Origin of the sequence: Gordonia amarae NBRC 15530, from assembly GCF_000241345.1 — a bacterium.
GTDB lineage: Bacteria > Actinomycetota > Actinomycetes > Mycobacteriales > Mycobacteriaceae > Gordonia > Gordonia amarae.
Map to the genome: position 1 here is coordinate 45,563 of NZ_BAED01000014.1, position 23,034 is coordinate 68,596.

Here is a 23,034-nt window from a genome sequence, read left to right on the forward strand (position 1 = left end):
TCATCCGCCCATCGAGATGGTGTCGGACGAGCCCGCGTCGATCGGGAGCACGACGCTGGTGATGTAGCGAGCCTCATCACTGGCCAGGAACACCACGCCGTTGCTGATGTCCTGTGCGGTGACCCAGGGGATGGGCAGCATGTTCATCGTGGCGAACGCCGGTGCCGCGTCGTCCAGGGTCGCCTGCGGGTTGTCGGGGACGAACAGGCCGATGGTTTGCGCGTTGTCGATCATCCCGGTTCGGACGTTGGTGGGGCAGATGATGTTTGACCGGATGTTGTGCGTTGCGCCTTCCATTGCCACGAGGCGCATAAGCCCGACGACGCCATGCTTGCTGATCTCGTACGCGCCGGTGTTGGGACAGCCTTTCAAGCTGGCGACCGAACCGGTGAAGATGAACGAACCGCCGCTGCCCGCCTCGACCATGTGCGGCATCGCGGCCTTCACGACATGCCACACGCCGATAAGGTTGGTGTCCAGGACATTCCGGAACTGTTCTGTGGACCATTCCCAGATGGGGTTGTAGCTGACGACCCCAGCGTTGGGGACGGCGATGTCGACCCGGCCGAATCGTTCGATGCCCTTCTTGAGGACAGCGGTGACGGCATCGAGGTCCCGGGAGTCCGCGCGTTCGGCGACGATCCGGCCACCCGCCTCCTCGACGAGCCGGACCGTCTCGGCGAGATCGGCTTCGCGGGCGAGTGGGTACCCGACGTGTTCGTCGCAGAGGTCGAAGCCGATGATGTCGGCTCCTTCTCTGGCGAGGGCGACCGCGTGCGAACGTCCCTGCCCACGGGCGATTCCTGAGATGAAGGCGACCTTGCCCCTGACACGATCCACGTGGTCCTCCTGTTGTCGGCGGGCCGGGGCGACGGTGGTAGCGATTGCGCTGTGGTCGTGCGGAGTCCGGCCCGGTGCTGTCGGCAGGCCGGCGAAGTCGGCGGCCTTGAGATCGACTAGCGTCGTTAGTAGACTACCGACGTGTGAGGCAGCGCATAAGAGTGATCATGGTCCATCCGGCCGGCGACAGGGTCGGTGAGAGTGGGATCGTCAGATGACCGGCGCGGGTTCAGGTGTGCCGTCGCCGGCCGACCGCGTGATCGTCCGCTCGCCGGGCGTCATCGACGTACACGCGCACGCGGTACTGCCGATGAGCCTGGGATGTGCGGGCGCGGCAGGGCCGGAGATCGGTTACCGCGAGGACGGGAGTCCGTTTTTCCGTGTCGGCGAGTATGTGCTGAACGGGGTTCGCTACGAGGGCTCGGCGTTCATGGACCCCGAGGTGCGGGTGGCCGCGATGGATGCGGCGGGCATTGGGCTGCAGATGATCTCACCCAACCCGATCACCTACTTCACACGTCTGGATGCCCGCTCGGCGACCGACTACGCACGCGCGCACAACGATGCGATCGCCGAGGCCGCCGGACGTCATCCCGGACGGCTTGTCGGCGCGGCCCAGCTGCCGATGCAGGATGTTCCGGCGGCGATCGCCGAACTCGAACGGTCCGTTCGGGAACTGGGTCTGGTGGCTGCCTACATCGACACCGATATCGGCGATCGCACCCTGGATGCGCCCGAACTCGACGACTTCTACTCGGCGGCAGTCGAACTAGATGTTCCGGTCTTCATCCATCCGTCACCTGTCGGTCAGGAAGGACCACCCGACGATACCCGGTTGCGCCGTTTCGATCTGGACCTGTTGCTGGGCTTCTCGTACGACGAGACGCTGGCAGTGGCGGCGCTGGTGTTCGGTGGAGTGCTCGAACGTCATCCGGCACTGGACGTCTGCCTGTCGCACGGTGGCGGGACGCTGGCGTTCGTCGCGGGCCGCTTCGCCCGCGCTGTCGCCAAACCGCGTGCCTGGGTGCCGGAGTTCCTGGTGGAGAACGGAATTGAGTCTTACCTACGTCGCCTGTGGCTCGATACCCATGTGCACAGCGCCGGCTCGTTACGGTTGCTGATCGACACCGTCGGTACCGACCGGCTCGTATTCGGAACCAACTTCGCCGGCTGGGATGCCGATGGTGCGACCGAAGTCGACGCCCTCGGTGACCTGCGCGAGACCACAACCGCCAACGCTGCTCACTTGCTCAGGCTCGGCCGAGCGTAGGTCGCCGATACGGGGCGGCAATCCCTTCGGGCGGTTCAGAAGTGAATCCACGGGTTGGCGTATATGCACAGGAACGCCCCCGGGCGCGCACTCTGCCCGGTCGATCGTGATCGACCGGGCAGAGTGAGGTCAACGACGGGGATCGACCAGGACCTTGGTGTGTTCGGTGGTCCCGGAGTCGAGTTCTTCGAACATCGCGGCGAGCTCACCGAGACCGATCGTCGCCGTGTGCAGTGCGAGGACGTCTAGACGCTTCTGCGTAATGGCTGAGATCGCACCGACGAAATCCTCGTGTGCGTACGCGAGGGAACGACGACTGTGAGTTCCCTGATCTGCCAATCCGAGTAGCTGACCTCCGACAGGTCCGCGGGGAATCCGACGAGAGAGAGTTGCCCACCCCGCCGGACGAGATCGGCCGTCGGCCTCAGCAGCGATGCGACGCCGGCACATTCGAACACGACATCGGCGCCTCGGCCGGACGTGGCTTCGGAGAGGGTGTCCGCGAGCCGCTCCGGTGCGACGACGGTGTCGAAGCCCAGTGCTCGTGCCGACTCCCGGCGTTTCGGCGTCGGCTCCGAGATGATGATCGTCGACGCACCCGCGTTTCGGGCGCATTGCGCCGTCAGCAAACCGATGGGACCGGCTCCCTGGACGACCACGATTGCGCCGAAGGGGATCTCGGCCCTACGCACCGCATGGAACGCCACGGCCGCCGGTTCCAGTAGCGCGGCCTCGACATCGGCCATCGAGTCGGGGACCGCAATCACCCGGCGGCCGGAAACCCTGATGCGAGTGGCGAATCCGCCGTGCGATGGTGCGTCGTCGGCTATGCCCATCGCTTCGGCGAGGACGGCCTCGCAGTGTGTGGTATGCCCGGCCACGCAGTAACTACATGTGCCGCATGCGGGTCCGACCGCAACCGCGACTCGTTGCCCGACGGTGACATGCGAGACCTGGGAACCGACTGCCGACACGGTGCCGGTCCATTCGTGTCCGAACACCGCCTGCGGTAGCACGGCCGCTTGGTAACCGTGGGTATCGGTCGCGCAGATTCCACAGTATCTGATGTCGACCACCACGCCGTCTTCGGCGGGGTCTGTTCCGGCGTCGCCTGCGACCAGTGTCAGTGCGTGTGGCCCGGCGACCAAGAGATGTCTGTGTTCGGTCGTTGTCATCGGCTCTCCTTGCGATCCCATGGTGTGTTCAGCAATCACTTCGATGCACCGTCAGATGATGTACGGGGCCGACACCTCGGCCTCTGACGGCACCAGGATGGCGCGTGGGGTGACGTAGTCGTAGACGGCTTCGAGTCCGCGTTCGCAGCCGATACCCGAATTCTTGCGTCCGGCAAGGGGAGTGGCCGGGTCGAAGCCGTGGTTGTTCACGCCGAGCGCACCCGAGCGCAGTGCGCCGGCCATCTCGTAGCCCTTCTGCACGTCAGCGGTCCAGACACTGCCGGCCAGACCGAGGGACGAATCGTTGGCGATGCGCAGAGCGTCCTCGTCGTCCTCGTACTTGATGATGCACAGCACCGGGCCGAAGATCTCCTCCTGCGCGATCCGCATGGAGTTGTCGACATCACGGAACACGGTCTTGTCGACGAACCAGCCCTTGTCGAACCCCTCGGGCACGCCGCCGCCGAGTGCGACCTTGGCACCCTCCTGTTTACCGACCTCGACGTAGCGCTGCACGCGTTCCTTCTGCGCCTGGTTGGCCATCGGCCCGACGACGGTGTCGGGCTCGGTGGGCAGCCCCAGGGGCAGTTTGTCGACGGCGGTGACGAACGCGTCCACCACCTCCTCGTAGCGGTTGGCCGAGGCGAGGATGCGGCTCGGCGCGTTGCAGGCCTGGCCTGAGACAAAGAACATCTGGCCGAGGAGCCGTTCGATCGCGTCGTCGAGGTCGGCGTCGTCGCGGATGATCGCGGCGGATTTGCCACCGAGTTCCAGGGTGACCGGGCGCATCAGCGTCGCGCACGCCTCACCGATCGACCGGCCCACCTCCACGCTGCCGGTGAACGCCACCTTGTCGACATCGGGGTGAGATACCAGATACTTGCTGGTCTCCACGCCGCCGGTGACCACGTTGAACACGCCGTTCGGAATGCCCGCGGCCTCGAATGCCTCGGCGAAGCCCACGTAGTTCAGGCTTGCCTCCGGGGACGGCTTGACCACAATCGTGCAACCGGTGAGCAGGGCGGGGGCGTACTTCATCATCCCGCAGATCTGCGGGCCGTTCCACGGCGGAATGGCGGCAACCACGCCGTACGGCGCCTGCTGCACCATCACGTCGAAACCGTCGTTGAGTGCGTTGTAGGTGGGCCGGCGCGTCTCCCACTCGTAGGAATCGACATTCTCGGCGTAGTACCGCAGCAGTTCCGAAGTGACAGGCACCTGGCCGAACTTGGCCTGGGTGATCGGTGAACCCATCTCGGCGACCATCGCCTCGGCCATGTCATCGGTCCGCTTGTCGAGTTCGTCGGCGACCCGCTTGAGCATTTCGGCCCGCTCGCGGTGCGACATCCGTGGCCACGGCCCGGAGTCGAAAGCCGCACGGGCCGCGGCCACCGCGGCGTCGATATCGGCGGCACCACCGTCGGGGATGGTGGCGATCTCCTCCTCAGTGACCGGGCTGATGACCGGAATCGTCTGCGACGACTGGGGTGTCACCCATGTCCCGTCGATGAAGAGGCGGGTCTGTGAACTGATCATCGGTGTGCTCCTGAGCTGAGAAGGGAATCGACGGGTCACTGGGGTGTGAGCCAGATCATACTTAGCGACGTTAGTACGGTAACGCCTATTGGTCAGGAAGGCAATGACGAGTCTGCTCCGGCGGCCCACAGCGCGGCGCGGGAGACGATGGTGCGGTGTTGCGGAAGGCGGAGCGAGGCCACATCGTGCCCCAGGGCGTCGTAGGCGACGCGGCCCCGCCCGACCCGGCGGGTCCACAACAGCGGGTGTTCGGCTCCGCCATGTGCCGAGAACGCCAGCCCTGTCACATCGGTGGCGAGATCGAGGAAGCCGTAGGCCTCGTCGTCGATGTCGAAATCGCCGATGCCCGCGACAACCGGGGAAGTGTCGGTGCGGACGGTGACGGCCATCGGCCCGTAGGGAGGGTGGCATGACCGGTCCCATTCCCACCTGCCGCCGAGGAGATCCCGCCACTCCGGCCAATCATCGAAACAAATGGCGGCACCGTGCATGGCCAGGAGTCCGCCGCCGCCACGGACATGGTCAGTGAGGCCGGTCCGGGCGTTCGCGCTGAGCGTCAGTGCCCATTCGTCACGCAGGTGCGCATAACGATCGAGTTCCATCCGGAAGCGCAGCATGTTCATCACCACGAGCGGCCGGCCGGATCGCCCGGGGAGACCGGAGAACAGGGCGTCGACGTCGTCGGTCACGGTGATGTCGGTGAAGCCGCATTCGGCGAGGACTGTGGCCAGCTCGGCCGACGAGGCGGGGAAGTCATGCACGATCCCCCCCGACGCGATGACTGCGGTGGGCAGTTCCGGATTCTGGGACATGAGACACTCCTAAGACGTTAATGTTGTAACGACTATAGAAGTTGTGTTCTCCAGGGAGGCGGAATGGATCTCGGATTGACCGGCCGGAGGGCTGCTGTGGCATCGGCGACCAGTGGTCTGGGCTTCGCCACCGCCCAGGCCCTCGTCGCCGAAGGAGCTGAGGTGACGATCTGCGGGCACGACGCCGGGCGGGCCGAACAGGCGGCCGCCAGACTGGGCAACGGAACACGGTGGATCGTCACCGATCTCACCCATCCGATGGCGGGGGAGCGATTCGTCACCGAGTCCGTGGAGTTGATGGGCGGCTTGGACATTCTGGTCACCAACGCACCCGGCCCGCCGGCAGGCACCTTCGCGACTGCCCGGCTCGATGATTATCCGAAGGCATTGGAGCTCAACCTGTTGAGCGTGGTGCGCATGTGCGCGGCAGCGGTGCCGGCGATGCGGCGCGGCGGCTGGGGGCGGATCGTCGCCATCACGTCGATCTCGGTGCGCCAGCCGATCGCCAACCTTATCCTGTCGAACACCGCACGCGCCGGTGCCACCGGTTTTCTCAAAACCCTTGCGCGCGAGGTCGCCGCCGACGGCATCACCGTCAACTCGATCCAGCCGGGCCTTCATGAGACCGGCCGGGTGCGCGGCGTCTACGGCGAGGGACTGGACGAGGAGATCGCGCAGATACCGAGCCGCGTCCTCGGGAGGCCCGAGGACTTCGGTGCGGCGGCGGCGTTCCTGTGTTCCGATCAGGCGCGGTACATCACCGGGGTCGCGTTACCCGTCGATGGTGGCGTGTACCAGGCGCTCCAGTAGCGCCTGGTCCGGGATCCGTCAGGACGCGTGCGACGGTTCCACCGTCACCTTGATGGCCTCGCCCTTCTTGACGATCTGGAAGGCATCGAGCACGTCCTCGAGGGGGATGTGGCGGGTGATGAGGTCCTTGACGGGCACCTGACCGGTGGAGATGTATTCCAGCGCCCGCTTGTTGTGTTCGGGCGCCGAACCGTTGGCGCCGTGGATGTGCAGTTGGCGGTAGTGAACCAGGTTGGAGTCGCAGGTGATGGTGGGGTCGGTCTTGGGCAGGCCGCCGAAGAAGGAGATGCGGCCGTTGCGGGCGGCCATCGAGATCGCCTGTTCCTGAGCCACATTCGCGGCCGTCGCGGTGATCACCACGTCGGCTCCGCGGCCACCGGTCAGCTCCATGACCCGTTCGATGACGTCGACTTCGGCGCCGTTGATGATCTCGTCGGGCTGCACCGCGTCGGCCGACATCTGGAGGCGTTCGGCGTTGACGTCGACGAGGTAGACCGGACCGGCCTTGTGGACGCCGCGGGCGATGCGGATGTGCATGCAGCCGATCGGTCCGGCGCCGAACACCACCACGGTGTCGCCCTCCTCGATGCCGAGGAGTTCCTGGGCGTTGATGGCGCAGGCGAAGGGCTCTGCCGCCGACGCCTCATCGAAGCCCACATTGTCGGGGATGCGGTTGAGGCCGTCGACCTTGAGGACCTGACGGGGCACGATCATGTACTCGGCGAAACCGCCGTCGTACTGGTAGCCGACCGAGGTCTGGTTCTGGCACACCGCCATCCAGCCCTTGCGGCATTCGTGGCAGTCACCGCACGGCACAGCCGCGATCACCTGCACCCGGTCTCCGACCTGCCAATTGCTTCGGTATGTGGCGTTGACGTCGGCGCCCACCTCGACGATCTCGCCGGCGACCTCGTGGCCGGTGATGCGCGGCGGTGTCAGGTTCTGGTGACCGTTGTAGAAGATCTTCACGTCCGTGCCGCAGGTGGAACAGTTGCGCACCTTGATCTTGACCTCGTCGGGGGCGCAGCCGGGCTCGGGAACATCTTCCAGCCGGACGTCCTCGGGTGCGTAGAAGCGCAGTGCCTTCATCTGGGGTGATCCTCTCGTGTTGGCAGGTGTTGGACATGCGGATGCATGAATGTGTTCTCAACCACTGTAAACCTCGAACGGGCATAAATCCACTCGCATAACCGCCCAGATATGCCCGAATGCTTGCCCTGATGCCCGGCATATGGGCATACTTGGTCGTATGTGACTGGTATCACGTCGGGAAGAATCGGAGGAGAATCAAGTGTCAGCACCCACCACGACGTCCCAGGACGCCGGAACCCGGGAACCCGCCAAGGGGCCCGGGCTGCGTGTCCGCGTACAGAAGCTCGGCACGGCTCTGTCGAACATGGTCATGCCCAATATCGGCGCGTTCATCGCCTGGGGCCTGCTCACCGCACTGTTCATCGAAACAGGCTGGATCACCGGCATCTTCAGCTCACTGGACAAGCCGGGCAGCTGGGTCGCCCATATAGGCGGCTGGGGAGACTTCTCCGACGGCGGAATCGTCAGCCCGATGATCACCTACCTGCTGCCCCTGCTCATCGGCTACACCGGCGGCAAGATGATCTACGACGTCCGCGGTGGTGTGGTCGGCGCCATCGCCACCATGGGCGTCGTCGCGGGCGCCGAGGTTCCCATGTTCCTCGGTGCCATGATGATGGGACCCCTCGGCGGCTGGACCATCAAACACCTCGACAAGCTGTGGGAAGGCAAGATCAAACCCGGCTTCGAGATGCTGGTCGACAACTTCTCCGCCGGTATCAGCGGCATGATCCTGTCGATCATCGGCTTCTTCGGCATCGGTCCGATCGTCGAGCACCTCACCGACTGGGCGGGTGACGCCGTCGACTTCCTCGTCGACCACGATCTGCTGCCGCTCACATCCATCCTCATCGAGCCCGCCAAGATCCTGTTCCTCAACAACGCCATCAACCATGGCGTGCTCACCCCGATCGGCACCAACCAGGCGCTCGAAGACGGCAAGTCGATCCTGTTCCTGCTCGAGGCCAACCCCGGCCCCGGTCTCGGGCTTCTGTTGGCGTTCATGGTGTTCGGCAAAGGTATGGCCAAGTCGTCGGCACCCGGCGCGGCGCTCATCCACTTCTTCGGCGGTATCCACGAGATCTACTTTCCGTACGTGCTGATGAAGCCGAAGCTGCTCGCGGCCACCCTGCTCGGCGGCATGGCCGGTGTGTTCACCAACGTCATCTTCAACTCAGGTCTGCGTGCGCCGGCCGCACCCGGGTCGATCATCTCGGTGTACGCGCAGACCGCGAGCGACAGCTACCTCGGTGTCACGTTGTCGGTGGTCATCGCCACCGCGGTCTCGTTCGCCGTGGCCTCGCTCCTGCTCAAGACCGACAAGGGCGACGACGACGGCGATCTGTCGGCGGCCACCGCGTCGATGGAATCGATGAAGGGCAAGAAGTCCTCGGTGGCCGCGTCGCTCACCGGTGGTGCGGCGGCGGGCCCGATCAAGAACATCGTGTTCGCCTGCGATGCCGGCATGGGATCGTCGGCGATGGGTGCCTCGGTGCTGCGGAAGAAGGTGCAGCAGGCCGGATTCGGTGACGTCACCGTGGTGAATAAGGCGATTTCCAACCTCACCGACACCTTCGACCTGGTGGTGACGCACCGGGACCTCACCGAACGCGCCAAACAGCGCACCCCGTCGGCGATGCATGTGTCCGTGGACAACTTCATGGGCAGCCCGCGGTACGACGAGATCGTCGAGACGCTGAAGGAGACCAATTCGGGCGGGGGACAGGCGGCTTCGGAGGCGCCGGCACCTGAATCGGCCGCACCGGCGCACACCGCGGGCAAGCACGAGGCGCCCAAGGCCGGGTCGGCCGGGGCTGCGGCAACGGCGACGGCGACGCAGAACGACATCCTGTCGCTGAACTCGATTGTGCTGCAGGGAACCTCGACCACCCTCGACGACGCCATCGAGGAGGCCGGACGGCTCCTGGTCGCGGCAGGTGCGGTGGAGGAATCGTACGTGGCGGCGATGCACGAACGGGAGCGTTCGGTGTCGACGTTCATGGGCAACGGCCTGGCCATCCCGCACGGCACCAACGAGGCCAAGGGTGCGATCAACCGGACCGCGATGTCGTTCGTCCGCTACGACGAGCCCGTCGACTGGAACGGCAAGCAGGCCGAATTCGTGGTGGGTATCGCCGGTGCCGGCAAGGACCATCTGGCGCTGCTCAACACGATCGCCCAGGTCTTCCTCAACAAGGACGACGTCGCCAGGCTGCGTTCGGCGCAGAGCCCGGAGGAGATCCAGGCAATTCTCGCGGGCGGTGACGAGTGAGGGGCTGACCGTCCGCGACGTGAGCAGTCGGGTGTGGTGAGGGTTCGGCGGGTACCGTGACGTCGGTGGATTCCGAGACACGACAGCACCGGATCGTCGAATTGGCCCGCACGCGAGGCCGGGTGGAAGTGGTCTCGCTCGCCGAGGAACTCGATGTGGCGAGCGAGACCATTCGCCGTGACCTGAAGGCGCTGGCCGCGCGACGGCTCCTCAAGCGTGTGCACGGCGGGGCGGTGCCCGCGGAAACCGCGGCCTTCGAATCGGGGCTGGAATTCCGCAGCCAGGTCGATCTGGCACAGAAGCAGCGCATCGCCCACGCCGCCGTCGGATTGTTGCACGGTGCCGAAACCGTCTATCTGGACGAAGGATTCACACCCCGCCTCATCGCGCAGCAACTCGCCGACCAGCGGTTGACGGTGGTCACCTCGTCGCTGTTGGCCGCCGAGGCCCTGGCGCACAGCTCGACGGCGACGGTGCTGCTGCTGGGCGGCCGGATGCGCGGCCGCACCCTGGCGACCGTCGACCATTGGGCGGTCGAGATGCTGCGCGGCCTGGTGATCGATGTCGCGTTCATCGGCACCAACGCGATATCCCGGGAGAACGGGCTGACCACCTCGGACCCGGCGGTGGCGGCGGTCAAGAGCACCGCCGTCGCCGTGTCACGCAGATCGATTCTGGTGGCCGCGCACTCGAAGTTCGGGCTCAGCAACTTCTGCCGCTTCGCCGACGTCCCGGACTTCGAGGCCATCGTCACCGGTAGCGAGCTGGGCTTCGCCGAGGCCAAGAGCTATGAGGTGCTCGGCCCCACCGTGTTGCGCGTTTGACCCGCCATGCCGCGACGTGTCGCCGGCGTGAGGTGTCCGGGCCGGTATGTCACCCTGGTCACATGACGGATGATCTCGCCGAGCGGCTCATCGACGCCCAGGTCGCGTTCAGCAAACGGATACTGCTGGACCCCGAACACTTCGAGGCCTTCATCGTCGACGAGGTCGACGAAGCGCTGCGCGACGCGTCCGACCTGACGCTGGGTGAGGTCGTCACCCCGCAGATGATCAAGGACACCGCGATCAAGTTCGCCGTCAACATGCCGCTGGAGGGTTCCATCCCGGAGCTGGTCGGCGAGATCGCCGGACGGCTGTACCGGCATTCGATCAACGACGATGTGCGGCTGACGGATGTGCTCGACACCAAGACCTTCGACGAACTGACCCAGGCCATCGGCGACATGGACGTGGTGCGGCGGGTCGTGCGCGAGGTCATCGACAGCCCGGTCACCGTCGACGTGTGCGTCGAAGTCATCACGCACGCCGTCGATTCCGCTGTGGAGCATGGACGATCATCGTCCGACCCGGGGATGCGGGGAATGCTGGCGGGAGTCCTGGCGCGGCTGGCGACGCCGGTGCTGCCTGTCATCGAGTCCGGGGTGGGGAAACTGACGCGCACCGGCGCGGCCTTCGTCTTGCGGTCGGCGGGGGAGGAGCCGGACACCGCGCTGGTGGGATCAGCCCACGAACTGTGGCGCAACCGGTCCCAGGACTCCGTCGGGAGCTTCCGGGAACTGGTGACCGCCGACGACGTCGAGGACTTCGTGGTCGTGGTGTTCGAATTCTGGAAGGCGTTCCGCGACACCGACTATTTCCGGACCCTGCTCGGTGAGGGCGTCGACCACTTCTTTGACAAGTACGGCGACACCTCGCTGGTCGACCTGATCTCCGATCTGGGCATCGAACGCGACGACCTGGTCGAGGAAGGCATGCGATTCGGGCTGCCGATCATCGCTCACCTCGACGAGCGAGGCCTGCTCGACGGGATCCTAAGACGCCAGTTCGTGCCGTTCTATCATTCGCCGGAGTTCCGTGAGGTCATCGAAAGCCTGTGACTTCCAGGCCTCGACAGGCCGGTGGTGGCAGTCCGCCGGTTGTCGTGGCGCTTCTGTAGTGTGGCGCGGGTGAGTTCGAGCGCCACAGGCAACAGTGCGTCCACCCAACAGGCTTCCCCGGTTCCCGGTGTCAAACCCGTCACCGCCCGGATCGCCGAGGAACTGCAGATCGGCGAGCATCAGGTCATCGCGACCGTCGCGATGCTCGACGAGGGGTCGACGGTCCCGTTCATCGCCCGGTACCGCAAGGAGGTGACCGGCAGCCTTGACGATGCCAAGTTGCGAGCGCTCGACGAGCGGCTGGGCTACCTCCGTGAGCTCGACGCCCGCCGCGAGGCGATCATCTCCTCGATCGCCGAACAGGGCAAGCTCACCCCCGAGCTGACCGCCGCGCTCAACACCGCCGACACCAAGGCCCGGCTCGAGGACATTTACCTTCCGTACAAGCCGAAGCGGCGCACCAAGGCGCAGATCGCGCGCGAGGCCGGCCTCGAACCGCTCGCTGACGCGTTGCTGGCCGACCCGTCCGTCGATCCCACCGAACTTGCCGCCGGATATGTGGGCGAGGCGGTGGCCGATGCCGCCGCGGCGCTCGAGGGTGCTCGGCACATCGTCGTCGAACGTGCCGCCGAGGACGCCGAACTCGTCGGTGCCGTGCGCACCAAGTTCTGGAACCAGGGCGTGCTACGCACCGCGCCGCGGTCGGAGGAGGTGGCCAAAAGTGCTGCCGCACAGAAGTTCCGTGACTACTTCGAATTCTCCGAGCCGCTCACCGAGGCGCCGTCGCACCGCGTGCTGGCCGTGCTGCGCGGTGAGAAGGAAGAGGTGCTGTCGGTCGCTCTCGAAGGCGGTGAGGATGCCGAGTACCAGGTGATGATCGCCGACGCGCTCGGTGTTGATCTCGCCGCCGGCGCGCCCGCCACACCGTGGTTGACGCAGGCAGTGCGGTGGGCGTGGCGCACCAAACTCATGGTCACCGCCTCGATCGACGCGCGCATGCAGTTGCGTCAGCGCGCCGAGGACGACGCCGTCACCGTGTTCGCCCGCAACCTTAAAGACCTGCTGCTGGCGGCACCGGCAGGCGCCCGCGCCACCCTCGGTCTCGACCCGGGTTTCCGGACCGGCGTCAAGGTCGCCGTCATCGACGGCACCGGCAAGGTCGTCGACACCGGCGCCATCTTCCCGCACCAGCCCCGCAACCAGTGGGATCAGGCCAAAGCCACGCTCGCGGCGCTCATCGCGCGGCACGGCGTGGAACTGATCGCCATCGGCAACGGCACCGCCTCCCGCGAAACCGATGCGCTGGCAACCGAACTCGTCAAGGAGATCGCGGCCACCGGGCACCAGGCGCCCGCCAAGGTGATGGTGAGCGAGGCCGGGGCGTCGGTGTATTCGGCGTCGGAATACGCCTCTCGTGAGCTGCCGGAACTGGACGTGACGATCCGTGGCGCGGTGTCGATCGCACGCCGTCTGCAGGACCCGCTCGCCGAACTGGTCAAGATCGAACCCAAGTCGATCGGCGTCGGCCAGTATCAGCACGATGTCACCCCCGGAACCCTGGCGCGCAGCCTCGATGCCGTGGTCGAGGATGCGGTCAACGCCGTCGGCGTGGATCTGAACACCGCGTCGGTGCCGCTGCTGTCCCGGGTCTCCGGCGTCACCGCGGCACTGGCGGAGTCGATCGTGTCCCACCGTGACAATAACGGTCCGTTCCGCGGCCGTCAGGGCCTGCTCGACGTGCCCCGCCTGGGGCCCAAAGCATTTGAGCAGTGCGCCGGCTTCCTGCGGATCCGCGACGGGGAAGACCCGCTCGACGCCTCGGGCGTGCACCCCGAGTCCTATCCGGTGGTCCGCAAGATCCTGGACCGCTCGGGCATCACTCTGGCCGAGCTCATCGGCAACGAGCGGGTGCTGCGGGGGCTCAAGCCCACCGAGTTCGCCGACGAGAAGTTCGGTGTGCCGACGGTGACCGATATCCTAGGCGAGTTGGAGAAGCCAGGCCGCGACCCCCGTCCCGCGTTCACCACCGCGACCTTCGCCGCGGGTGTGGAGAAGGTGGCCGACCTCAAGCCCGGCATGATCCTCGAAGGTGTGGTCACCAATGTGGCCGCGTTCGGTGCGTTCGTCGACGTCGGTGTCCACCAGGACGGGCTCGTGCACGTGTCGGCGATGTCCGACAGGTTCGTCTCCGACCCGCACGAGGTGGTGCGGTCGGGAGAAGTGGTGCGCGTCAAGGTGATCGACGTCGACGTCGAACGTCAGCGGATCGGGTTGTCACTGCGCCTGAACGACGACGTGGAATCCGGTGGCAAGGGCACGAAGCCACGCAATCGTGGTGGGGCACCGAACCAGCAGGAGCAGCGCGGACGTCGTGATTCGGGCGCCGGAGCCCAGGGCCGCGGCAGCGGCAACACCCAGCGCGGCAAGGGCGGTCGTGGCGGAGACAAGCGGGGCGACCGGTCGGGCGGCAATCGTCGCAGCGAACCGAGCGGTTCGATGGCGCAGGCCTTGCGCGACGCCGGTTTCGGTCGCTGACACACAGATCCGCGCGAGCGGTCCGGGCGGCTTCCCGCCCGGACCGTTCTCGTCGGTTCCGCAAGTCAGTCGATGTCGTAGGAACTGATCTGCCGTCGCCGGGTGGCGACGAGCTGAATATCGGGGCGATCGGCCCCGAAGCGCTCGACGGTGTCGAGGAGTTCGGTGAGGTGCGCCCGGTCGGGGCTCACCGCGGTGACCCCGATCGCGGCCCGTCGATGCAGGTCGAGGTGGTCGACCTCGGCCGCGCTCACCGCGAATTTACGTCGGATCTCGGCGAGCAGCGGCTTGGTGACCGACCGCTTCTGCTTCAGGGAATGCACGTCGCCGAGGAGATAATCGAATTCAATCCAGCCAATCCACATATCGCGGTGAACTCTACCGCGACCGGTGGGGCCGGTCACCGGATTATTTTCGCCGGATCAGCCGGCGGCGAGTGAATCGGTCAGTCGCTCCACCAAGCCCGGGCAGTCCTCGACATCGATTCCGAAGCGGGCGTCGAGCACATCGAGGATCTCGGCGACCGACCCGAGCGTGGTCTTGACGGTGCTCCCGTCGCGGTGATGTTCGGTCAGCTGGGCGCCCGCGAGATTGAGCCGACTGGTCGCGGTGGCGATGGCCGCGGTCGCTCCCGCGACGAAACGCGAACTCGGGTGCGTCGAGGCGTACCACGCACCGACGAGCGAGTCGACGGGTGGCCGTGGCACCGGTGTGAACAGATACATCGGCCGCCAGTCGTCGCCGATCCGTACCTCCATCGCCAACTGCTCGGCGACCTCCGGGTCGACCGGGTGGTTCCGGGTGGGATCGACCGCGGTCACGCGGAAATCCTCGAGATCGGTCGATTGCGCCTCATCGAGAACGAACCGCAGCGGGTTGGGCGGCGTGCAGCCGCCGAAACCCACGTCCACCAGATACCGCGTCGACTCCCCGGGGACGCCGACATTGAGCAACTTGTGGGTCTCGGCCGGCATCGGCCCGGGCTCACGCATCCACACCACCCGCCCGGCCAGGGGCACCACATCGAAACCCAGGTCCGTGAGCACCGCCGCGAGCAGGCCGTTCTGTTCGAAGCAGAAACCGCCACGGCGGCGACCGATCATCTTGTGCTGCAAAGCCCGCGGTGAAAGGTCGGCCACCGGGATGCCGACATACGGGTCGAGCCCCTCGAACGAGATGGTGCGCACATGGGCGGTCACGAGCGTCGAGAGCGTCTCCAGTGTGGGTGCCGGTGCCTCGCCGGAATCGGCCGTACCGACAAGCCCGATGCGCCGTAGGTAAGCGTTGATGTCCACAGGATCGGAGTCGGCAACCACGGTTTCCGATCCTAACCGCAGGCGGACGTGCTCGGTGATTCCCGCCCTCAGTGATCCCCGCCCAGCAGCGCCGCCACATGATCGGGCACGTATTTGGACAGTGACCGCGGGGGCCGATGATAATTTCCGGTCTCAATCGGATGCTTGGGCAATGTGACCTTCGGACGGGGCACGTCCTCGTAGTCGATCGTCGAGAGCAGATGCGAGATCATATTGAGCCGCGCGTGCTTCTTGACATCCGATTCGACGACGAACCACGGACACAGGGCGGTGTCGGTGTGAACCATCATCTCGTCTTTGGCGCGAGAGTAGTCCTCCCACCGGTACACGGACTCCAGGTCCATCGGGCTCAATTTCCATTGGCGCACCGGATCGTTCATACGGGCCCGGAACCGGCGCAACTGTTCGTCGTCGGACACCGAGAACCAGTACTTGCGCAGGAGGATGCCGTCGTCGATCAGCATCTGCTCGAAAATCGGGGTCTGGCGCAGGAATCGGGTGTGCTCCTCCGGGGTGCAGAACCCCATCACCTTCTCAACGCCGGCGCGGTTGTACCAGGACCGGTCGAGCAGGACGATCTCACCAGGCGCCGGCAGATGCGCCACATAGCGCTGGTAATACCACTGCCCCTTCTCGCGGTCGGTGGGTGCAGGCAGGGCCGCGACGCGACAGATCCGTGGGCTCAGGTATTCGGTGATGCGTTTGATCGTGCCGCCCTTGCCCGCGGCGTCCCGGCCTTCAAAGATGACAACGATCCTGGCCCGGGTGGCTTTGACCCACTCCTGCAATGAGACCAGTTCCGTTTGCAAACGAAACAACTCGGCCTCATAGACCTTGTTCGGGATCTTGGATTCCTTTGATTTACCTTGTGATTTCGAGCCCATCCACCGAGCTTAGGGCAAACCGGCGGCGCCTGTACCCTCTACGAGAACAACGGTCCGCGGACCGTCTTTCAACGTCAACTCACGGTCCCGCAGCGACCAGGCCAGCGGTTTGTCGGTGAAATCGGCGAGCCACGCATCTGCGCCGTCACGCGGTGGGGGACAGGCCATCCTCGTAGACGCGAGCGCGCCGACCGTCAGGGTCGATTTCTCCACCGAAACCGGGCCGATGTGCTGATTGCATCCCGCCGTCAGACTGATCCGCCCCGATTCGGGGAACGTCAGCACCAGGGGACCGCCGCCGGGGATGGTGGCTCCGTCGACCGAAGTGGACGTGAAGGTCTTGCCTACCAAGGGGCTCGTCGCGGCCGTGTGCACAACCGTCCGCGTGGCATCGTCGTCGGAATTGGTGGCCGTCGACGAATTGCCGCACGCCCCCGCCCCGAATGCGAGGGCGCCGGTGGCCAGGACTGTGCCGAGCGATCGGATCAATGTCGCCATACGGACCAAAGTAGACGACATCACCACCGCATCGGGGGCACTTGGGACGGCGATTCATCGGTCCCTCGGACGGCGCCTGCAGTGGGGTGGGCGGCGTGGACGGTACCGTGGACCCCGACAAAGGGCCGGGGTATCGCCCGAGCCGGCGGTGCACGCGTGGAGGAGATTTTCTCGGTGGGAAAGCTGACAAACAGCATGTGGCGGTTGTTGGGATCGCAGAGCACGCGAAACCAGTCCAAGTCGCTGTCGCTGATCGCCGAGGCCAACAAGCAGTCGTCCTGGGCAGAAGGCATTGACGATGCGGACGTCGCCGAGACCGCACGGTCGCTGCAGATGGACGACAAGAAGGACCAGGCGAAGTTCCTCGCACTGGTCCGCGAGATCTCCGACCGGGCGCTGCAGATGCGCGCCTTCGACGTCCAGTTGCAGGGTGCGCTGCGGCTGCTCGAAGGCGACGTGGTCGAGATGGCGACCGGTGAGGGCAAGACGCTCTCCGGTGCGATCGCCGCCATCGGGTACGTCCTGTCCGGGCATCGCGTGCACGTCATCTCCGTCAACGACTACCTCGCCACCCGCGACGCCGACTGGATGCGGCCGTTGTTCGAGGCGTTCGACATCGAGCTGAGCTCGCTGTCGGAGAAGTCGACGGCCGACGAACGTCGCGCCGCCTACAAGAGCGACGTCACCTATGCGTCGGTCAACGAGATCGGTTTCGACGTCCTCCGCGATCAGCTCGCGCTCACCGAGGACAGCCTCGTCGCGCCGGTGCCCGATGTCGCGATCATCGACGAGGCGGATTCGGTGCTGGTCGACGAGGCCCTGATCCCGCTCGTCCTGGCCGGCTCCACCAAGGCGCAGGTGCCGGACCAGGCCATCCACGAGGTCGTCGCCCGGCTCAAGAGCAAGCACTACGAGATCGAGACCGACGGCCGCAACGTGACCCTTACCGACGAGGGCGCGGCATTCCTGGAGGCCGAACTCGGCGGCATCGACCTGTACAGCGAGCAGCACGTCGGCACCACCCTGGTACACGTCAACATCGCGCTGCACGCCTACTACCTGCTCGAACGCGACGTCCACTACATCGTCCGCGACGGCGGCGTGCACCTGATCAACGCCTCCCGAGGCCGGGTCGCGCAGTTGCAGCGCTGGCCCGACGGTGTGCAGGCCGCGGTGGAGATCAAGGAAGGCCTCGCCCAGACCGATCCGGGCGAGATGATCGACACCATCACAGTGCAGGCCCTCATCGGCCGCTATCCCACCGTGTGCGGCATGACCGGCACAGCGCTCGCCGCGGGAGAACAGTTCCGGCAGTTCTACTCGCTGCTCGTCTCGCAGATACCGCCCAACACCCCCAACATCCGGATCGACGAGGTCGACCGCGTCTACGACTCCAAGGTCAACAAGGTCGAGGCGATCGTCGAGTACGTGAAGGAGGTCCACGAGACTGGCCAGCCCATCCTGATCGGTACCCACGACGTCGCCCAGTCCGAGGAGCTCGCCTACTTCCTGGAGAAGGCGGGAGTGTCGTCGGTGGTACTCAACGCCAAGAACGACGCCCAGGAGGCGGCGATCATCGCCGAGGCGGGCAAGCGCGGAGCGGTCACCGTGTCGACGCAGATGGCCGGCCGCGGCACCGACATCCGGCTCGGCGGTTCCGACAGCGACGACGACGCCCGCGAGGAGGTCATCGAGCTCGGTGGCCTCTGCGTCGTGGGTACCGGCCGCCACGACACCGAACGCCTCGATGACCAGCTGCGGGGGCGCGCCGGACGCCAGGGCGATCCGGGCCGGTCGGTGTTCTTCTCCAGTCTCGAAGATCCGGTGGTCACCCGGAACCTGGCGTTCAAGCGCGACCCGGTGGCGCAGTCCGAGGACGGGTCGATGGGCGCCAAGGGTGTCGAGCTGATCAAGCAGGCCCAGCGGATCGCCGAGGGCGTGATGCTCGAGCTGCATGCCAACACCTGGCGGTACAACAACCTGGTCAACCAGCAACGCGATATCGTCGTGCGCCGCCGCATGGAGGTGCTGACCACGGACACCGCGGCCGAGGAACTGGCCGAACTCGAACCCGACCGCTACAAGCAGCTCGTCGACGGCACCGCGCCCGCCGAATCGAAGGACGAGTCCGACGAGGCGACAGACGCCGCCGCCGGCATAGCCTCGGATGCCGACAAGACCGCGGATGCCGACAAGACCGCGGATGCCGACAAGACCGAGGACGCTCCTGTGCGGGAGACTCGGGAACCGGTGTCGAAAGAGGTGCTGTCACAGGCCTGCCGGGAGATCGTGCTCTACCATCTCGACCGGGCGTGGACCGACCACCTGGCCTTCGTCTCCGACGTGCGGGCCAGCATCCACCTGCGGGCCATCGGCAAGCAGAGCCCGCTCGATGAGTTCCACAAACTGATCCTCGAGGAGTTTTCCACGCTCCCGTCCGAAGCTCTCACGGAGGCTCGCAAGACATTCCGCGAGGCCACCATCAGCGAGGACGGCGTGGAACTCGACGGGCTCGGACTGCACCGGTCGACGTCCACATGGACGTACATGGTGCACGACAACCTGTTCTCCTCGGGCGGTGCGAAAGCGCTACAGGGCATCATCGGTATCTTCCGGTGACCGACGCCCACCCCGAGCCCGCGGCGGCTCCGGCTCCGGCCGACGGCTCGCGGATCCTGACGGTGCCCAACGCGCTCAGCGTGCTGCGGCTGCTGCTGATCCCGATCTTCGTGTGGCTGCTGCTGGTGGAGGAGGCCGACGGCTGGGCTCTGACGATCCTGTTCGTCTCCGGTGCCAGTGACTGGCTCGACGGCAAACTGGCCCGGCTGCTCGACCAGTCGTCGCGACTGGGGGAGTTGCTCGACCCGGCCGCCGACCGCCTGTACGTGGTGATCATCCCGCTGGCCTTCGGCTTCCGTGAGATCCTGCCGTGGTGGCTGATCGGGGTCGTCATCGCGCGAGACGTATTGCTGTTCGCCACCGCCCCGCTGCTGCGCAGCCGTGGCCATCTGGCGCTGCCCACGCTGTACATCGGCAAGGCGGCGACATTCGCGTTGATGAGCGCGTTCCCGTGGCTGCTGGCCGGTCAGCTCGATTCGGTGGTGGGCACCGTGTGCTACCCGATCGGCTGGGCGTTCCTGATCTGGGGTGTCGGCATGTACGTGTGGACATTCCTCCTGTACTGGTATCAGACGATCCTGGTGGTGCGGCAGCCCCGGACGGTCTGATGCGAAGTGTGCGCACGTCGCCACCTGGGCGCTGTCGATGGCCTAATGTCACAACCCGTGCGGCGAATGCCGCGACACGGTCCACGAGAGTTCAACCATGAGAAAGGTGCAGAGCCGGTGAGCGAAAGCAGTATCCCCGACAGTCTGCGGTACACGGCCGAACACGAATGGGTGCAGGTCACCGCCCCGGACACCGTGCGGGTCGGTATCACCGACTACGCCCAGGGCCAGCTCGGCGACGTGGTGTTCGTCCAGCTGCCCACCCAGGGCGATGCCGTCGAGTCGGGCGAGTCCTTCGCCGAGGTCGAGTCGACCAAGAGCGTCTCGGACATCTACGGCCCGTTCGCGGGCACCGTGGCGGCAGTGAACGCCGAACTCGACGCCGCACCCGACCTGGTCAACTCCGATCCCTACGGGGCGGGCTGGCTGGTGGAGATCACGGTGGCCTCGGGCACCGCGCAGGAGCTGGCGGACGCACTGCTCGACGCGGCCGGCTACCGCGCGGTCACCGAAGGCTGAACTGTCCGTCCGGCCGGTCCGGTACTGCCCGCCCGGTCCGACGGTCGCCGTGAAAGGTCACTACAGACACCGTAACCACACTGGACACACGCGCAGTCGCGCTATGATCGTGCGTATCCCCGTCGGGCCGTCGGACTCGGCGGTATGACGGGGGCCGGTCCATGGTGTTGCGCTGCGGAGTGCGTACCGGTCGTGGAGTCCCGGAGGTCGGCTCACCGGCCTGATGGGGCACCACGGTAGGTTGGCTAAGCGGTTTCGCAGTGAACACCATCACCGACATCGAGGCGGCTGCGCACGGTGCGTCCGGTCAGAGGGATTCCCGGGTGCCGTGCCGGCAGGCCGAACACAGAGAAGGAGAATCGTGAGCGACTACGACAAGGAACTCGAAGCACCCGTGGAGACCACGTCGGTCTTCCGTGAAGAGTTCATCAAGGAACTCGACGCGAACGCGGGTACGCCGAGCGAAACCGCCGACACCGCGGTGGAGCGTCTCTCGCCCGGTACCGCGCTGCTTGTCGTCAAGAGGGGACCCAACGCGGGGTCGCGATTCCTGCTCGACCAGGCCACCACGTCGGCCGGTCGGCATCCCGACAGCGACATCTTCCTCGACGACGTCACCGTGAGCCGCCGGCACGCCGAGTTCCGGCTCGGCGACAACGAGTTCCAGGTGGTGGACGTGGGCAGCCTGAACGGCACCTACGTCAACCGGGAGCCGGTGGACACCGCCTCGCTGAGCAACGGCGATGAGGTTCAGATCGGCAAGTTCCGGCTGGTATTCCTGAGCGCTCCCCGGTCCGGCGACGCGGGCGCATAATCGACGTGGCGTCGTCTGCGGCAGAGCACCGGGGTGAGGGGGTCGAGACTCACGTGGGACGAAGTGGTGAGGCACAGTCCGGCGAGCACTCGATGTCGATCGGGGCCGTCCTCGCGCTGCTGCGTGAGGACTTTCCCGAGGTATCGATCTCAAAGATCCGCTTCCTCGAGTCCGAAGGACTCATCACCCCGGAGCGCGCGCCGTCGGGATACCGGCGCTTTTCGCAGGCCGACTGCGACCGGCTGCGTTTCGTCCTGACCGCACAGCGCGATCGCTACTTGCCGCTGAAGGTCATCAAGGAACAGCTCGACGCCATGGACTCGGGCGTCGGCGGCGTGGGCCACGGCGGTACCCGGCTCCTGTCGTCGGCGCGCACCGCCGTCGCACCCGCCACCGATTTCGGTGCCAGGGCCGGCCGGGTGTCGCGCGACGCGCTCATCGACCGGACCGGTGCCGACGACGCATTCATCACCGAGTTGCAGCGCAACGGCCTGCTGGCCGTCGGCCCGGCCGGGTACTACGACGAGGATGCTGTGCGTCTGGTCGAGGCCGCGGCCGCTTTGGTCAGCTACGGCATCGAGACCAGGCATCTGCGCGCGTTCAAAGTGTCGGCCGATCGTGAGGCCGGCCTGGTGGCGCAGATAGCCAGCCCCATCGCCAAAGGCAGGGGCACCGGCGCGCGTGATCGCGCCGAAGAACTCGTGCGTGAGATAGCCGCTCTGTCGGTCACTTTGCACACCCAGCTCGTCAAGGCGGCCCTCCGAGGCGCGCTCGACTGAGCACGACCGGCGACCCGATACGGTGTAGCGTCGATGGCAAGCACCTAATCCCAGGAGGTCTCGAAATGGGCGAGATGCGGGTCGTCGGCATTCGGGTGGAGCCGCCGAACAGCCAGCCGGTGCTGCTGCTGCGCGAGCTCGACGGGGAGCGGTACCTCGCGATCTGGATCGGACAGAGCGAGGCCGCCTCCATCGCTTTGCGGCAGAAGGGCATCGAACCGCCCCGGCCGCTGACACACGATCTGATCGTCAATCTCATCGGTGCGTTCGAACGCCGGCTGATCGAGGTGCGCATCATCGACATGCAAGAGGGCACGTTCTATGCCGAGATGGTGTTCGACGGGGACGTGCGTGTATCGGCGCGGCCGTCGGACGCGATCGCCGTCGCGCTGCGGGCCGGAGTGCCGATCATCGCCGACGAAGAGGTCCTCACCGAGGCCGGTCTGCTGATTCCCGAAGAGGACGGCGACGACGACGCGCCCGCCAAGGAGGACGAGGTCGAGAAGTTCCGCGAATTTCTCGACAGCGTGTCCCCCGACGACTTCAAGGCCAGCGGCGGAGCCTGAGTCACGAATCGGCTACTCTCAGGTCACTATAAGATTTCTCATTCATTTTGTGATAACGCAACATCGGCGCGTCGCAGCAATTGAACAGGTTTAGAAGCTACCGTCGAAGACGCGACACCACGACGTGTCGTCCCCAAGATCGGTGACACCGGGCGTACTCTGTAGTCCAGTACGCAGGACCTCATCGGGGCAAATGCCCGAATGAGGCCG

21 protein-coding genes are annotated in these 23,034 nt (G+C 66.0%); 12 read left to right on the top strand and 9 right to left on the bottom strand.

The genetic code is table 11. The annotated features are described in order from the left end of the window. Positions 1 to 840: a mycofactocin-coupled SDR family oxidoreductase gene (locus GOAMR_RS03800; RefSeq protein WP_005182910.1), complete on the bottom strand. Its 840-nt coding sequence runs from the start codon at positions 838 to 840 to the stop codon at positions 1 to 3. A 214-nt stretch (positions 841 to 1,054) separates the two neighbouring features. Between GOAMR_RS03800 and GOAMR_RS03805 the strand changes: the two genes are divergently transcribed. Then, positions 1,055 to 2,110, top strand: a complete 1,056-nt coding sequence (locus tag GOAMR_RS03805; RefSeq protein WP_005182911.1) for an amidohydrolase family protein — start codon at positions 1,055 to 1,057, stop codon at positions 2,108 to 2,110. A 245-nt stretch (positions 2,111 to 2,355) separates the two neighbouring features. On the opposite strand, the gene GOAMR_RS03810 is transcribed toward GOAMR_RS03805, so the two are convergent. From GOAMR_RS03810 to GOAMR_RS03820, 3 genes are all read right to left on the bottom strand, one after another. Further along, positions 2,356 to 3,285: a zinc-dependent alcohol dehydrogenase gene (locus tag GOAMR_RS03810; RefSeq protein WP_005182913.1), complete on the bottom strand. Its 930-nt coding sequence runs from the start codon at positions 3,283 to 3,285 to the stop codon at positions 2,356 to 2,358. Between the two features lie 51 nt (positions 3,286 to 3,336). Further along, the gene (locus GOAMR_RS03815; RefSeq protein ID WP_005182914.1) at positions 3,337 to 4,821 is read right to left on the bottom strand and encodes an aldehyde dehydrogenase; all 1,485 of its coding nucleotides are present in this window, start codon (positions 4,819 to 4,821) and stop codon (positions 3,337 to 3,339) included. Positions 4,822 to 4,913: 92 nt separating this feature from the next. Further along, positions 4,914 to 5,633 (bottom strand): ThuA domain-containing protein, encoded by a 720-nt coding sequence (locus GOAMR_RS03820; RefSeq protein ID WP_005182916.1) that lies wholly within the window; start codon positions 5,631 to 5,633, stop codon positions 4,914 to 4,916. 63 nt (positions 5,634 to 5,696) lie between these two features. Here GOAMR_RS03820 and GOAMR_RS03825 point away from each other — a divergent pair, with 63 nt between their 5' ends. Beyond that, complete coding sequence (locus GOAMR_RS03825; protein ID WP_005182918.1) at positions 5,697 to 6,443, top strand: SDR family oxidoreductase; 747 nt, start codon at positions 5,697 to 5,699, stop codon at positions 6,441 to 6,443. An 18-nt stretch (positions 6,444 to 6,461) separates the two neighbouring features. Here the strand turns inward: GOAMR_RS03825 and GOAMR_RS03830 are convergent, their stop codons facing one another. Beyond that, positions 6,462 to 7,532: a zinc-dependent dehydrogenase gene (locus GOAMR_RS03830; RefSeq protein WP_005182919.1), complete on the bottom strand. Its 1,071-nt coding sequence runs from the start codon at positions 7,530 to 7,532 to the stop codon at positions 6,462 to 6,464. A 307-nt stretch (positions 7,533 to 7,839) separates the two neighbouring features. Here GOAMR_RS03830 and GOAMR_RS03835 point away from each other — a divergent pair, with 307 nt between their 5' ends. From GOAMR_RS03835 to GOAMR_RS03850, 4 genes are all read left to right on the top strand, one after another. Then, entirely contained in the window at positions 7,840 to 9,807 is a 1,968-nt protein-coding gene (locus tag GOAMR_RS03835) for a PTS mannitol transporter subunit IICBA (RefSeq protein ID WP_138943583.1), read from the top strand. A gap of 65 nt (positions 9,808 to 9,872) precedes the next feature. Next, on the top strand, positions 9,873 to 10,631 hold the full coding sequence (locus GOAMR_RS03840; RefSeq protein WP_040514301.1) for a DeoR/GlpR family DNA-binding transcription regulator: 759 nt from the start codon (positions 9,873 to 9,875) through the stop codon (positions 10,629 to 10,631). A 62-nt stretch (positions 10,632 to 10,693) separates the two neighbouring features. Next, positions 10,694 to 11,686, top strand: coding sequence for a hypothetical protein (locus GOAMR_RS03845; protein WP_005182923.1), 993 nt, complete (start codon positions 10,694 to 10,696; stop codon positions 11,684 to 11,686). A 69-nt stretch (positions 11,687 to 11,755) separates the two neighbouring features. Continuing rightward, positions 11,756 to 14,221 (top strand): Tex family protein, encoded by a 2,466-nt coding sequence (locus GOAMR_RS03850; RefSeq protein ID WP_050942584.1) that lies wholly within the window; start codon positions 11,756 to 11,758, stop codon positions 14,219 to 14,221. Positions 14,222 to 14,286: 65 nt separating this feature from the next. Here GOAMR_RS03850 and GOAMR_RS03855 read toward each other — a convergent pair whose 3' ends face one another. The 4 genes from GOAMR_RS03855 to GOAMR_RS03870 are packed head-to-tail and all read right to left on the bottom strand — an operon-like array spanning position 14,287 to position 16,919. Further along, positions 14,287 to 14,586, bottom strand: a complete 300-nt coding sequence (locus tag GOAMR_RS03855; protein ID WP_040514285.1) for a DUF503 domain-containing protein — start codon at positions 14,584 to 14,586, stop codon at positions 14,287 to 14,289. Positions 14,587 to 14,643: 57 nt separating this feature from the next. Next, complete coding sequence (locus tag GOAMR_RS03860) at positions 14,644 to 15,537, bottom strand: arylamine N-acetyltransferase family protein (RefSeq protein WP_005182929.1); 894 nt, start codon at positions 15,535 to 15,537, stop codon at positions 14,644 to 14,646. 47 nt (positions 15,538 to 15,584) lie between these two features. Further along, a complete protein-coding gene (gene ppk2, locus GOAMR_RS03865) occupies positions 15,585 to 16,421 on the bottom strand; it encodes a polyphosphate kinase 2 (protein WP_005182930.1) in 837 nt (278 codons plus the stop codon). Positions 16,422 to 16,430: 9 nt separating this feature from the next. After that, the gene (locus tag GOAMR_RS03870; protein ID WP_005182938.1) at positions 16,431 to 16,919 is read right to left on the bottom strand and encodes an META domain-containing protein; all 489 of its coding nucleotides are present in this window, start codon (positions 16,917 to 16,919) and stop codon (positions 16,431 to 16,433) included. A 174-nt stretch (positions 16,920 to 17,093) separates the two neighbouring features. Between GOAMR_RS03870 and secA2 the strand changes: the two genes are divergently transcribed. The 6 genes from secA2 (at position 17,094) to GOAMR_RS03900 (ending at position 22,824) form a co-directional block, all read left to right on the top strand. Further along, a complete protein-coding gene (gene secA2 / locus GOAMR_RS03875) occupies positions 17,094 to 19,538 on the top strand; it encodes an accessory Sec system translocase SecA2 (RefSeq protein WP_005182939.1) in 2,445 nt (814 codons plus the stop codon). Then, positions 19,535 to 20,146 carry a CDP-alcohol phosphatidyltransferase family protein gene (locus GOAMR_RS03880; protein WP_005182942.1) on the top strand — a complete coding sequence of 204 codons (612 nt, stop codon included), beginning with the start codon at positions 19,535 to 19,537 and terminating at the stop codon, positions 20,144 to 20,146. Before secA2 ends, GOAMR_RS03880 begins: the two co-directional genes overlap by 4 nt. A 117-nt stretch (positions 20,147 to 20,263) precedes the next feature. After that, positions 20,264 to 20,665: a glycine cleavage system protein GcvH gene (gene gcvH, locus GOAMR_RS03885; RefSeq protein ID WP_005182944.1), complete on the top strand. Its 402-nt coding sequence runs from the start codon at positions 20,264 to 20,266 to the stop codon at positions 20,663 to 20,665. A gap of 361 nt (positions 20,666 to 21,026) precedes the next feature. Continuing rightward, a complete protein-coding gene (gene garA / locus GOAMR_RS03890; RefSeq protein ID WP_005182946.1) occupies positions 21,027 to 21,479 on the top strand; it encodes a glycogen accumulation regulator GarA in 453 nt (150 codons plus the stop codon). A gap of 92 nt (positions 21,480 to 21,571) precedes the next feature. After that, positions 21,572 to 22,258 (top strand): transcriptional regulator FtsR, encoded by a 687-nt coding sequence (gene ftsR, locus GOAMR_RS03895; protein WP_005182947.1) that lies wholly within the window; start codon positions 21,572 to 21,574, stop codon positions 22,256 to 22,258. Between the two features lie 65 nt (positions 22,259 to 22,323). Further along, positions 22,324 to 22,824, top strand: a complete 501-nt coding sequence (locus GOAMR_RS03900) for a bifunctional nuclease family protein (RefSeq protein WP_005182950.1) — start codon at positions 22,324 to 22,326, stop codon at positions 22,822 to 22,824. Positions 22,825 to 23,034: the final 210 nt, after the last annotated feature.